Origin of the sequence: Pseudoalteromonas luteoviolacea (genome assembly GCF_001750165.1) — a bacterium.
GTDB classification, from domain to species: Bacteria; Pseudomonadota; Gammaproteobacteria; order Enterobacterales; family Alteromonadaceae; genus Pseudoalteromonas; species Pseudoalteromonas luteoviolacea_G.
Genome location: NZ_CP015411.1, coordinates 1,196,473 through 1,208,679 on the forward strand (window position 1 = coordinate 1,196,473; position 12,207 = coordinate 1,208,679).

12 protein-coding genes are annotated in these 12,207 nt (G+C 41.5%); 6 read left to right on the forward strand and 6 right to left on the reverse strand.

What is annotated here, in order from left to right; translation table 11 throughout:
* Window positions 1-164: 164 nt before the first annotated feature.
* Window positions 165-1,541: a Na+/H+ antiporter NhaC family protein gene (locus S4054249_RS05200; RefSeq protein ID WP_046354132.1), complete on the forward strand. Its 1,377-nt coding sequence runs from the start codon at window positions 165-167 to the stop codon at window positions 1,539-1,541.
* Here S4054249_RS05200 and S4054249_RS05205 read toward each other — a convergent pair.
* The 3 genes from S4054249_RS05205 to S4054249_RS05215 all read right to left on the reverse strand — a co-directional run bounded on the left by S4054249_RS05205 (window position 1,538) and on the right by S4054249_RS05215 (window position 3,454).
* Window positions 1,538-2,167: a hypothetical protein gene (locus S4054249_RS05205; protein WP_046354133.1), complete on the reverse strand. Its 630-nt coding sequence runs from the start codon at window positions 2,165-2,167 to the stop codon at window positions 1,538-1,540. The two genes, S4054249_RS05200 and S4054249_RS05205, sit on opposite strands and share 4 nt — an antisense overlap.
* On the reverse strand, window positions 2,164-2,721 hold the full coding sequence (locus tag S4054249_RS05210; protein WP_046354134.1) for an RNA polymerase sigma factor: 558 nt from the start codon (window positions 2,719-2,721) through the stop codon (window positions 2,164-2,166). Before S4054249_RS05210 ends, S4054249_RS05205 begins: the two co-directional genes overlap by 4 nt.
* Window positions 2,722-2,809: 88 nt before the next feature.
* Window positions 2,810-3,454 carry an energy transducer TonB gene (locus tag S4054249_RS05215; protein ID WP_230851799.1) on the reverse strand — a complete coding sequence of 215 codons (645 nt, stop codon included), beginning with the start codon at window positions 3,452-3,454 and terminating at the stop codon, window positions 2,810-2,812.
* Window positions 3,455-3,570: 116 nt separating this feature from the next.
* Here S4054249_RS05215 and S4054249_RS05220 point away from each other — a divergent pair, with 116 nt between their 5' ends.
* On the forward strand, window positions 3,571-4,077 hold the full coding sequence (locus tag S4054249_RS05220; protein ID WP_046354135.1) for a DUF3087 domain-containing protein: 507 nt from the start codon (window positions 3,571-3,573) through the stop codon (window positions 4,075-4,077).
* Here the strand turns inward: S4054249_RS05220 and S4054249_RS05225 are convergent.
* The 3 genes from S4054249_RS05225 to S4054249_RS05235 are packed head-to-tail and all read right to left on the reverse strand — an operon-like array spanning window position 4,074 to window position 7,274.
* Window positions 4,074-5,600: a sensor domain-containing diguanylate cyclase gene (locus S4054249_RS05225; protein ID WP_046354136.1), complete on the reverse strand. Its 1,527-nt coding sequence runs from the start codon at window positions 5,598-5,600 to the stop codon at window positions 4,074-4,076. The two genes, S4054249_RS05220 and S4054249_RS05225, sit on opposite strands and share 4 nt — an antisense overlap.
* Before the next feature lie 22 nt (window positions 5,601-5,622).
* The gene (locus tag S4054249_RS05230; protein WP_046354137.1) at window positions 5,623-6,057 is read right to left on the reverse strand and encodes a hypothetical protein; all 435 of its coding nucleotides are present in this window, start codon (window positions 6,055-6,057) and stop codon (window positions 5,623-5,625) included.
* On the reverse strand, window positions 6,057-7,274 hold the full coding sequence (locus S4054249_RS05235) for a hypothetical protein (protein ID WP_046354138.1): 1,218 nt from the start codon (window positions 7,272-7,274) through the stop codon (window positions 6,057-6,059). The genes S4054249_RS05230 and S4054249_RS05235 overlap by 1 nt, the downstream gene beginning before the upstream one ends.
* A gap of 174 nt (window positions 7,275-7,448) precedes the next feature.
* On the opposite strand from S4054249_RS05235, the gene S4054249_RS05240 reads away from it, so the two are divergent.
* The 4 genes from S4054249_RS05240 to alaS all read left to right on the forward strand — a co-directional run bounded on the left by S4054249_RS05240 (window position 7,449) and on the right by alaS (window position 12,206).
* Window positions 7,449-8,075, forward strand: coding sequence for a GTP cyclohydrolase II (locus S4054249_RS05240; protein WP_046354139.1), 627 nt, complete (start codon window positions 7,449-7,451; stop codon window positions 8,073-8,075).
* A 185-nt stretch (window positions 8,076-8,260) separates the two neighbouring features.
* Window positions 8,261-9,082 (forward strand): BPSS1780 family membrane protein, encoded by an 822-nt coding sequence (locus S4054249_RS05245; RefSeq protein WP_046354140.1) that lies wholly within the window; start codon window positions 8,261-8,263, stop codon window positions 9,080-9,082.
* Window positions 9,082-9,543 (forward strand): regulatory protein RecX, encoded by a 462-nt coding sequence (locus tag S4054249_RS05250; RefSeq protein ID WP_046354141.1) that lies wholly within the window; start codon window positions 9,082-9,084, stop codon window positions 9,541-9,543. The genes S4054249_RS05245 and S4054249_RS05250 overlap by 1 nt, the downstream gene beginning before the upstream one ends.
* Before the next feature lie 59 nt (window positions 9,544-9,602).
* Entirely contained in the window at window positions 9,603-12,206 is a 2,604-nt protein-coding gene (alaS, locus tag S4054249_RS05255) for an alanine--tRNA ligase (protein ID WP_046354142.1), read from the forward strand.
* Window position 12,207: the final 1 nt, after the last annotated feature.

Here is a 12,207-nt window from a genome sequence, read left to right on the forward strand (position 1 = left end):
GTTGCATTTGTGAAATTAGGTTGCCGAAATACTTGGCTTTTTTACTAAAGTGTTTAAGCTAGCGTGGTGATAATTTGTTCAGTTACTGTGGGGGTCACTTCCTGCAAAGTTATTTAGCTACTGGTTTCAGTGCTTTTCACCTAATCAAAACAAAAAGGAAAGCTATGTCTTGGTATTCTATTTTGCCGCCGCTAATAGCCATTGTCGTTGTTTTTTGGCGAAAAGAAGTTATTTTGGCATTAGTTCTAGCTTTAATTTCATCGGAGTTTTTACTGGTTTTCACTGCAAACAAGCAATCAGTTTTCGTTACATTTATTAATAGTATTGAACGAATAATTGAGGTAGCAACCTCCGCAGGGAATAGTCGAATACTGGTTTTTAGTATTGTGATTGGTGCTCTACTGGCGTTTATCAGAGAATCAGGCGGGGTATCCGCCACAGTAAACAAATTGATGGATCTGGGCGTTGCTAAAAGTAGAAAGCAAGTTGGCATATTAACGATGTTTACTGGCACTGCTGTGTTTATAGAATCCAATATGAGTGTGCTTACCTCGGGCATTGTTGCTCGAGGTCTATTTGATAAATTTAAAATGAGCCGTGCCCGTCTTGCCTATATAATTGATAGCACAAGCGCTCCTGTATGTACTTTGATTTTACTCAATGGTTGGGGAGCTTTTGTACTCGGGTTGTTAAGTAACTATGAATTGGGGCAGTCGGCGGTTAGTGTATTGTGGGGCAGTGTAGCTTTTAATTTTTACGCGATTATCGCGTTAATGCTTGTATTTTATACCGTCGTATTTGACAAAGTACATGGTCCGATGAAGGGTGCTGAAGATGACCTTAAGCGAGAACAAATTGAGCTAGGTTCAGGCCCTCAATCGTCTAAAGCGCGGTTTATGTTACTGCCTTTAGGTACACTGATTATAGGTATGATAGGGTTTATGTTTTGGACTGGTGACGGTGTCCTTGCACATGGGAGTGGCTCAAAATCTGTGCTTTATGCAACCACTCTAGCATGTTCAGTTGCTTACTTATTGCTCATAATAGAACGACAATTTACACACCACCAGCTAGTCGATATCGGCTTTAAAGGCATGGGCGAGTTGTTACCTTTAGTGAGTATTGTATTACTTTCGTTGACATTAGGTGCCAGTTTAAAGGAGTTAGGAACAGGTGTGTTTGTCGCTAAGTTAGTTGGAGCCTATTTACCGATTTACCTCATTGTGCCAGCCATATTTTTAACTGGGGCCATGATGTCTTTTACAACGGGTACATCTTGGGGAACATTTGCTATTTTAATACCAATTGGCGTGCCACTAATTCAAACTTTAGGGTTGCCTCCTTCATTAGTGGTCGGTGCGATTTTGAGTGGTGGCGTATTCGGAGATCATTGTTCGCCCATTTCTGATACCACGGCAGTGTCTGCATTGGCATCAGGTTGCGACTTATTAACACATGTAAAAACCCAGCTTCCCTACGCATTAACAGGAGGAGCACTAGCGCTTACTGGGTTTATTGTGGCGGGCTTTATCCTCCTTTAAGGGCAGGCATAAAGGCCTTTGCCTGATGACGGCGCGGTAATGTTAATTAGCTGACCAGATTGGTTTTTACTTAAAGCTAAAAGTTGTCCTTGCTGGTAGTCAAATGCACGCTCTTCGGGCACAATCAATTCATTGAGTAAGCTTTCTCGTACTTCAATTAATGTTTGATTATTGCAGTCTGCGATAAACCAAACGCCCTCTTGTGAGTGCACTAACTTGCCATAGAACTGGCTGATCTTTAGTAATTTTTCTTTTGAACCTGTTAGTGCTTCGTCTAATTGTGTTTTTTGTTGTGCAATCGTTGTTTGATAACTTCCCTCCACAATATTATGTGTTTCAACAATATCGTACTGTTGTGCTGAGAACGAGTTGGGCTCAAGTTGTGCGAGGAACACTTCAAAGTCGTAAAGAATATTCTGCAATGACAAACTGCCAACAAGCGCAACTAGACAGCAGGAGCTAGCCCATAAGCTCGTTCTTAGCCAAAATTGTCTTGTGTGTTTACGGTTTTCAAGTCGACTTAGCCTTTTCAATTTACGGACTTGCTTAGGCGACATTTTGTGATGCCTTTTAGCTGCACTATACGCTTGCTGGAGTTCATTTATTTTCGGCTGTGAGTCGTTCATCTCTGCTCTCCTAAAATTTGTTTCAATTGTTGCTTTGCGTATCTTAAGCGTGTTTTAACTGTTTCTGGGTTAGCGGTAGTGATCTGTGCAATTTGCTTCAGCGAAAACCCTTCTAGTTGCAGACAAATAGCTTCTTTTTGTGCCTGGGGTAATTCCTTAATTGCGCTGTATAATTGCTCGCAGCAAGCGGACGTGAAACTGCTGTCGTCATCTTCTGTGCAAATATCTGTATTGTCGCTGTCACATATGTGTTTATTCTGTTTGCGGAATTCGTCAATTAATGCGTTACGTGCGATCCTAAATATATACGCCTTTGGTGTGTGGTTACTTTGATAATATTGACGCTTTTCAACAATTGAAAGCCACGTTTTTTGGCATATATCTTCAGCTGTTTGGGGATCACTCTGAGTGCATAAATAGTGATAAAGGTCGGGGTTAAAATTATCAATTGCCTGTTCTAGATAACGATTTTCACCGCTGCGTTTAAATTCATACAGAGGGTCATGTGCTTCTGTTTTGTCTTGGATAAACCAGTTTTTTATTGCAAGTAGCATAGGCTCTCCGTAGTTAATTTTTTATTTATTTCACGAGTTCTGTATATTTAAACCGCTGGGTTGTCTCCAGCGGTTTTGCGCAGTTTTGTCACTGGCTTAAATTAAACTCTAACACAACTGACTGCCCAGCTTGAACGACCGGCTTGCCATTTATCATTTTAGGGCGGTACTTCCAACGTTTCAGTGCCTTGAGTGCTGCGCGGTTAAACACCCGTTTTGGTTTTGCATCGATAACTTGGGCATCAATCACTTGTCCATTGGGCGAGATACTAAATGCTAACTGAACCCAGCCTTCTATACCATCTCTTGCTGCAATGGCAGGGTATGTTGGCTCAATGCGCACGATAGGGGCCGCGTGGGTATCACTTATTTGTAATGTACTGTTCATCTGAATGGGAGACGACTTTACGCCAGATGTTATATTTACCTCTACATTAACGCCTGTGGTTTCAGCTGGGGGCGTATTTGGTTTAGGTGGTGCTTTTTGTGCAGGCTTTGGAGGAGGAGGAAGCACTCGATGGGTTCTCACTGGGCTATCCTCAATATCTTGAGCGATAATAACATCAATTACCGGTGGCTGTTCAGCGATGAACACTTTGTCTTGGCTAATCAATTGATGCATGAACGCAAATAAAGAGAACGTAACTACAAGTGCGCCAATGAATGATAAAACGAGTTTATTAAGTGCTTTATATGGTGCAGTTAATTGTATCTTCGTCATTGTATTTGTCATAATTTTCTCCTCTTTTTGCTAGTAAAACGGACTAGGTCAAAAAAAGGGGTGATATATTTTTTTATTTTCTTTTTTAAGTCATTAAAATGCTCTGAAGTCGCTCAATAGGAAAAACCATGCAGTTACAAGATATTGATAAATCAAAGTACAGACAACATCTCAATTGGGTCATTGGTATATGCATTATTAGTTTAACCGCTGGCAGTTTAGGGATTGCTCAACTATTGATCCGCTTTTTTCCAGATGCTGATGGCAGCCATTTTCACTGGAACTTGCTTGGGGTAATCATAACATGTGTTGTTATCACGCTTATTTTGAAAAAAGTTAAGTATCACCCGTTTATGACTGAAGTTGTCTATGTGTGGGAGTTAAAGCAAGCGCTGAATCAAGTAACACGCAAAATGCCTAGATTAAAAAAGGCGGCTGTGCAGGGCGATGTAGATGCCATGCTTGCCATACAATTTAGTTATACAGGCTCTCGGCAATTGTGGAACCTAGATGATAATACAATTACCATGGAAGAACTGACTATGTGGCAAGCAGAGCTCGATAGTTTGGCGAAGAAATACGATGCGACGTTAGATGTTAAGCAATACGATGAAAAGATATTGCAAAATTTTTAAGTAGAATAAAAAGTAAATTGATTCTTAGAAGTCTTTTTAATTGAGTACATGGCGACATCGGCACACTCGACCAAGCCTTTTAAAGTATTAGCGTGTGTAGGAAAGTGCGAAATTCCAATACTGACACCTACATGCAACTTTAGCTGGTGTCCATTTCGCTCATATAGTGTCGGTGTATTAATGGCCTCGAGGAGTTGTTGGGCAATGTTGTTGATGGTATGTCTGTCAGAAGTTTTAATTGCGACGACAAACTCATCACCGCCCCAACGGCACACCAAATCGCTGTTGGAAACAATATAAGAAATGCTCTGTGCAACATGTTTCAACACTTCATCTCCGGCATTATGCCCATAAATATCGTTTATCGGTTTAAATTCATCAAGATCGAGCAACAACAAGCTAAATTCAGTATTTGAATCAATCCAATCAATCAGTGTAAGCTCAGCGCCATAGCGATTATATAAGCTGGTCAAACTGTCTCTTTGTGCACGATGACTGAGTTGGTTGAGCATGGTTTTCCGTGAAGTAATGTCAGCCAAGAATACTTGAAAGTACCATTGCCCGTCACTTTCAGTGTTAAGAATAATGATGCTTAACCAGACCGACGATAATGTGAGTGGATTCGTAAATTCAAACTCAGCCTGCATAACTTGCTTTTGCTTTATGCTGTTTTCGGTAAACGTATATAAAATATCAGGGGTTTTGCAGTATTGCCCTAGGTTATCAGGGAAGCGTTCTTCACAATCTACTCCCATACCTGCCAGTAAGTCTTTGGCTGCATCATTAACCAACGTAACATCACCTTGTTCTCGAACAAGCAGTGTAGGGGATGAACTTCTCTCAAACATCAAGCGAAACCTTTTTTCAAGCTGCTCTATTTCGAGCCGCAAGCTGCGCTCTTGCTCGAAGAGCATTTCGGTATTGCTTAGCATTGCATTGATATTTTTTCCTATCTTACCTATTTCGGTGTGTTCATGGTCTTCACTAATTTTAATTCGGTGTGCGCTTCCTGGGATGATACTCGTGAGTTGTTGGCTTAGTTGTCCTAGCGGTTTAGAAATCAGCAAGAACGAAAAGACTGCAAAAAGCAATAACATCGGGATAATTACAATAAGCAGTGTTTGCACTGAAGACAGCGCAATTTCGCGAGCATTTTGGCGAATAAATTGTGTATTTGGCACAACGTGGATAAAGCCTATGTTCTCCTGCAAGATAAACGGGTTAGGTAAGTTAAAAGATTGCGCGTCGCGCTCTGTGAATAGGATGCTTTTAGCGAGTACCGTTTGTTGGTTAGTCAATGCGGCAGACTGTATGATGTCATTACTCACTAAGCCATTTACAACTTCATTCGCTAAATCTTTGTCTTCTAAATATGCCGCAATGGATGCCGTTGACGAAATTGTTTGACTGATCTGTGAAACTGCTTCATCGGAGTGTCTTAACTCGGTTTCGAAGACGTAGGTGTAATAGATATACGCATACACAGCAGAAAATATAAAAGTTGAAAAACTTAAAATTATCATCAATCTAATTATCAAGCTTTGTCTACTTAGCAAAACGGTACACTACTTTTAGTTCATCAGTAACAGCAGTTGCTGGAATGTAAGCAATTGCGCTTGGGGTTGTCTTTACTTTATCAATTATAGCGTCAATTGTTGGGTACGCCTGAGGAGGAGAAGCCTTACCACTAAACTTTACTCGTGACCAATACGCATTTATTTGGGTAATACTGCGCCCAGTAAGGGTCTCGAAGAAGATATCGCGCAGGTTATGTCCTTTGGTGTAGTCTAAAGTGACAGCTAGGTGACCATTGGGAAACGCAAGATATTTGCCCATATACATATCAATCAGTTGTCGCTTTTCAATACGTTCAATTGGGTTATGTTTATTGACAACGATGACAAGGTTACTCTCAGCAGACACAAAGCTGCACCAAATAAGTACCAGTACCAGCGATAGACTCGATAACACTCTATTCATTAGAACACCCAGTTTAGGCTGATACCCAGCGTGTTAAATGAATTGTCAAAATCTCCGCTTGTTAAATTTCGATGCAAATAAAAAGCAGATGGCAAGCTATTCACAGCGGTATGTTCCATTTGAACTTTAAGTGCTAATGAATGGCTGAGTTCTGAGCGTATCGTTAATGAAATTGTGTTTTGGTCAACTAAATAAAAATTCGTGTGTCTGATCAGTGTGTTGTATAAAAGGTCAAGATCAGGTGTTGATATGAGCGGCCGCGGCGGTGTTCTATTATTTGATTTAGCCTGCGCAAAGGTCGCCATAAATGTGTGGTTATCAATATAAAAGCCTGCACTGATATAACCTGCGGTGAGTGCTTTTAGTACCTGTGAATTTGAATCAATATAAGAGATCTCGCTTTGCCAAAACCAATCACTGTCATCGTAACGCGCCCCGATGGCTGAGTAATTGAAGCGTTTTCCTATGATGTTAAGTGAATCAAGTAAAGAGGCCTTTTGTGGCCAAATCGAATCGGGCACAACAGTTAGCGCTGCTTGAAGCTGTTTCTGCTGTTCGTTTTCATTACCTGATTGAGTAGCTGTATAGTTCGCTCTTAGTGTCCAGTCATAGGATTGCCATTCGACTACGAGGCCATAAAGAGATTTTAATTCGACATCCCAAAAAAAACTGTCGTCACTGACAATAGGTGCCGTGGATTTACCTGCAAAAAATTTACCGCTAAACAAACCGTGAGGTAAGGGGTGTGTATACTTGATATCCACGCCGTCTAAATTTTGATGAGGCACAATGGCATAAAACTCTGTTGGGGGGTGATCATAGGTATAGGTGTAGCCGATATCTCGATGTTCAGTCATCATGAACAAGTCAAGGCCAGTCCTACCCAATCTAACTTGCCAATTCGCATTGAATGAATGACGTAAAAAAGCCATCTGTACAATGTTATCTATGTTTTGCTCTTCATTATCTTTAAGCAACACTTGTCCTACTAATTGCGTAGCACTGCTCGCTTGCCATTCAATTTGGCCACCAATTGAAGAGTTGGTGAATCCTAACTCACTTTTATAAGTAGCATGAGGTTGGGAGATATGTTGCCTTATGCCTGCGGTATCTGAATCTGTGATGACTAAACCAATAGTTGCGAAGCCGTCTACCTTTAGTTGCTCGGCTGCACTATAAAAAGAGAGTAATGAAAAAAGTAGGGTGAACAGCCTCATTGATGACTCGCTGCTGCCATATATAATTTATGTCTGTAAATAAAGACTAGCGTTAATGTACACATTTACCAGTTTTGTGTATTTTTACTTGTAAAATGGTCTGTTTGTCACCATATAAACAGATATATCCGCTTTTGTGATAGTATCACATTTTTATTTAGGTATTTTCGAGTCGTGGCTGAAGTTAGAGCAAGAGTTGAGCTGAATGTAGGGCAGCGTAGTCATATTCCCGCAGAGATTGTATCTTTTGAAGGACTGAAAGATGGTGAAGAGCATGTGGCGTTAGTGTTTAACGGTGCTGACACCAATCAAGAAGTGCCACTAATAAGAATGCACTCTGAGTGCTTGACTGGTGATGTTTTTCATTCATCAAGGTGTGATTGTGGTGAACAGCTAAACGAATGTATCGAGGAAATGCATCAAAGCGGTGGTGTACTACTTTACCTGAGACAAGAAGGAAGAGGTATTGGGTTGTATAATAAAATTGACGCCTATGTACTGCAATCCCAAGGTATGAATACCTATGAAGCCAATAATCACTTGGGCTTTGATGATGATTTACGTGATTTTTCTGATGCGGTGCTCATGTTAAAAGCACTTGGGTTAAGTCATGTTAAGTTAATGACGAACAATCCACGTAAATTAAATGCACTGCGCCGTGCTGGCATCGAAGTGGAAAGTGTTGTGGGTACTCAGGCGCACGTAAAAGCTGGAGATTCTGGCAATCAAAGCTACTTAGAGACCAAAGTAAAGCATGGCTCTCATATGTTGGATATGGAAAAAATAAACAAGCCTAAGTAAGCAAATGATGTTGAAATGCTCTATTGCATTGATGAATTTGATAGGGCAATCGCAATCTTGGCTACTAAATTTCTTGGTTTTTGGCCATTTTGTTGCGTTTACTGGCGATTAGCCTCATAAAGCGCCTTTCAAGTACTCTTTTGAATCAGTATAATTAACCTGTTTTATAACTAAGTTAGTCATTTATGTCTGCAGATTTTCGAACATTTAAAGCAAGTTTTGGGGTAAATTGGTTTAAGGCCGGTTGGGCGGTTTTTAAAACTCAGCCCCTGACTTTTATGATGATGTACATTTTTATCGTGATAGTGGGATTGTTTCCTTTTATCATGCCCAATCCGATAGTTCAGATGTTGTGCGCGCTTGCGGGCCCATTTTTAACTGTCGGCTTTTATAATGCTGCGCTCAATATACAAGCTGGCAAGTCAATCATGCTTGCAGATATTTTGAAACCATTCTCTGCTAAAGGGCGCCGCTTAAATATTTTTCGTCTTGGCTTGTATCAACTCGGGGTGGCACTGATCTTAGGTGTTGTGATGAGTTTATTGTTTGAGCCTGTTACCAGCGCCTTACAAAACCATACACCAGAGCAAGATATGCAGGCAGTGATGGCAGAAATTGCAGCTGCAATTAGTCTTGCAGATATTGCTATCTTCATTGTTTTACAATCACTTGCCATGATGGCTTTTGCTTATGCATTGCCGCTCATTTATTTTAAAGAGCAAGCAAATATTTTTGGGGCGATGAAACAATCTCTCAAAGTATTTTACTATAATGTGGCGCCACTTTCTGTGTTTGGTGGTATTGCCGCGCTGCTTATTATCGCGTCAACGCCATTATCTCTGGTGCCGTTAATATTTATCATGCCAATTATCTATATCGGCTTTTTTGTATCTTTCCAGGCTATTTTTGCGGATCAAACCCCTCAAAGTGCAATTGAGACTGATCGAGAAAATGACGCTAAAAGTGATCAAGAAGGTGCTGGTCAAACAGGCCGTTTTGACGCGTGATGGATGATAAAGATAAACAAAAGTTAAAAAATTACGCCGTTTGGTTGTTATCTAGACAAGAGTATTCACGTAAACTACTCGGTCAAAAATTGCGACAGAAAGGCGCATCAGATGAGTATGCCGACTCTTTAATTGAGTGGTTATGTGATATAGGCTACTTAGATGATTTAAGGCACTGTGAAAGTTATCTAAATCGCCAGCTCGCTAAAGGGCTTGGAGAAAAAAGAATACTTATGGATGCCATAAATAAAGGTGTAGAACGTGCGCATTTAACGCAGCTCATCGAAGAAAGAGAAATAGATTGGTTCGCATTAGCTCAACAAACTTACGAGAAAAAATACGGCTATTCGGCAAAACAGATAGACTATCAAGAAAGGTCAAAGCGTGTCAGGTACATGATGTATCGAGGCTTTAGCTATGACCAAATAGATTTTGCAATACAATCACAGAGTGAAAGTTAATTTTGGTAACTTCCTTTGCGATTTAGAGCATATAGCAGCAATAAAGGGTGAATAATCACATGCAGCACATGACTACCGCACAGATTAGGCAAAGCTTTTTAGACTTCTTTGCTAAACAACACCATCAAGTGGTGCCATCAAGTTCTCTGATACCAGGGAATGATGCCACACTTCTGTTCACAAATGCAGGTATGGTGCAATTTAAGGATGTATTCCTAGGCGCTGAAAAACGTCCATATAATCGAGCGACGAGCTCACAGCGCTGTGTACGTGCTGGTGGTAAGCACAATGATTTAGAAAATGTTGGTTATACTGCAAGACACCACACGTTTTTTGAAATGTTGGGTAATTTCAGTTTTGGCGATTATTTTAAGCAGGACGCTATCAAATTTGCATGGGCGTTTTTGACAGATGTGATTCAACTGCCAAAAGAGAAGCTGTTAGTGACAGTGTATCACACTGATGAAGAAGCCTATGATATTTGGGCTAATCAAGTAGGTGTTCCAGCAGAGCGCATTATCCGCATCGACACCTCTGATAACTTTTGGTCTATGGGCGACACTGGACCTTGTGGTCCATGTTCTGAGATCTTTTTTGACCATGGTGAGCATATTTGGGGTGGGCCTCCGGGTAGCCCAGAAGAAGATGGTGACCGTTTCATTGAGATCTGGAACTTAGTCTTCATGCAGTACAACCGTCACGCTGATGGAACGATGGAACCATTACCTAACCAGTCTGTTGACACGGGTATGGGCCTTGAGCGTATTTCAGCGATCATGCAAGGTGTGCACTCAAACTATGAAATTGACCTTTTCCAAGCCTTGATCAAAGCGACAGCAGCAGTTACAGGTGCGCAAGATTTAGAGGATAAATCGTTGCGCGTTGTGGCTGACCATATACGTTCATGTGCATTTTTGATTGCTGATGGTGTTATGCCTTCAAATGAAGGGCGTGGTTATGTCTTACGCCGTATTATCCGTCGTGCAGTAAGGCATGGTAACAAACTGGGTGCGCAAGGTGCATTTTTCCACAAATTAGTGGGTGCATTAGCTGAGCAAATGGGTGAAGCATACCCTGAGCTTATTAAACAGCAAGCGATCATCGAAAAAGTACTCCGTATTGAAGAAGAACAGTTTGGCAAAACACTCGACCGTGGTTTGGCTATCTTAGAAGAAAACTTAGCAGGTCTTGAAGGGGATGTTATCCCTGGAGACTTGGTATTTAAGCTATATGATACTTATGGTTTCCCAGCAGACTTAACTGCCGATGTTGCGCGTGAACGATTCATGACGATAGATGAGCGCGGTTTTAAAGCGGCTATGGAAGCGCAGCGAAAGCAAGCGCAACAAGCGGGTAAATTTGGTGCTGATTACAATGAACAGTTGAAGTCTGAAAAAGTAACTGACTTTAAAGGCTATGATGCCGTGCAATATAGTGGCACTGTAGTTGAGCTATTTGCAGAGGGTGAAAGTGTTTCTGAATTGACAGAGCAACAAAAGGGTATTGTTGTACTGGATCGCACTCCTTTTTATGCTGAGTCAGGTGGTCAGGTAGGTGACACGGGTGTATTAAAAGTTGCTGGTGGCGAATTTAATGTCACAGATACTCAAAAGCTGGGTAACGCATTTGCACACCATGGTTATGTTGTTGGGCGTATTGGCATTAACGATAAAGTCGATGCGCAAATAGATGCTCAGCGCCGTGAACGCATTAAGAAAAACCACACTGCAACTCATATTTTACACGAGGCGCTTCGCCAAATTTTAGGTGATCATGTGGCGCAGAAAGGCTCATTGGTAATGCCTGATAAGTTGCGTTTTGACTTCTCTCATTTTGAAGGGGTGACAAAAGAGCAACTGCGAGAGATTGAAACGTCTGTGAACAATGAGATCCGTGCTAACTTCGCGCTAAATACTCAGTTGATGGATATTGAAGATGCAAAAGCCAAAGGGGCCATGGCGCTGTTTGGTGAAAAATATGATGATGAAGTACGTGTTGTATCAATAGGCGATTACTCAATCGAATTATGTGGCGGTACACACGTAGAGCGTGCTGGTGACATAGGTTTCCTAAAAATCGTATCTGAAAGTGGTATTGCCGCGGGTGTGCGCCGCATTGAAGCCGTGACTGGTGAAGATGCAGTGAACTACGTTGCAGAGCAAGAAAAAGCGCTTGCAGATATCGCTGCATTAGTAAAAGGCGACAGTGCAAGTGCACTTGAAAAAGTGGCTGCTCTGATTGAAAAAGCAAAAGGTCTTGAGAAGCAAGTTGGTCAGTTGAATGACAAGCTAGCAAGCGCGGCTGGTGCATCTCTACTTGAGTCAGCGGTTGATGTAAATGGTATAAAGTTACTTGTTGCGAACGTAGCTGGTACCGAGTCAAAAGCACTGCGCGGCATGGTGGATGACTTAAAGAATAAGATGGGCTCAGGTGTGATTGCATTAGGTGTAGCAAACGGTGATAAAGTAAGCCTAATTGCCGGTGTGACCAAAGATCTAACCAGTAAGGTTAAAGCGGGCGAGCTGGTTAATCACATGGCAGCACAAGTCGGTGGTAAAGGCGGCGGCCGTCCTGATATGGCACAGGCTGGTGGCTCACAACCTGAAAACTTGGAAGCTGCTTTAGCAAGCGTTCCTGTATGGTTGAATGATAAAACGCAATAAC

Coding starts and splice junctions, on each gene's coding strand:
- S4054249_RS05225 (WP_046354136.1), bottom strand. CDS start 5,600: ATGATAATTTTAAGTTTTTCAACTTTTATATTTTCTGCTGTGTATGCG.
- S4054249_RS05210 (WP_046354134.1), bottom strand. CDS start 2,721: ATGCTACTTGCAATAAAAAACTGGTTTATCCAAGACAAAACAGAAGCA.
- S4054249_RS05200 (WP_046354132.1), top strand. CDS start 165: ATGTCTTGGTATTCTATTTTGCCGCCGCTAATAGCCATTGTCGTTGTT.
- S4054249_RS05250 (WP_046354141.1), top strand. CDS start 9,082: ATGGATGATAAAGATAAACAAAAGTTAAAAAATTACGCCGTTTGGTTG.
- S4054249_RS05205 (WP_046354133.1), bottom strand. CDS start 2,167: ATGAACGACTCACAGCCGAAAATAAATGAACTCCAGCAAGCGTATAGT.
- S4054249_RS05230 (WP_046354137.1), bottom strand. CDS start 6,057: ATGAATAGAGTGTTATCGAGTCTATCGCTGGTACTGGTACTTATTTGG.
- S4054249_RS05220 (WP_046354135.1), top strand. CDS start 3,571: ATGCAGTTACAAGATATTGATAAATCAAAGTACAGACAACATCTCAAT.
- alaS (WP_046354142.1), top strand. CDS start 9,603: ATGCAGCACATGACTACCGCACAGATTAGGCAAAGCTTTTTAGACTTC.
- S4054249_RS05245 (WP_046354140.1), top strand. CDS start 8,261: ATGTCTGCAGATTTTCGAACATTTAAAGCAAGTTTTGGGGTAAATTGG.
- S4054249_RS05215 (WP_230851799.1), bottom strand. CDS start 3,454: ATGACAAATACAATGACGAAGATACAATTAACTGCACCATATAAAGCA.
- S4054249_RS05235 (WP_046354138.1), bottom strand. CDS start 7,274: ATGAGGCTGTTCACCCTACTTTTTTCATTACTCTCTTTTTATAGTGCA.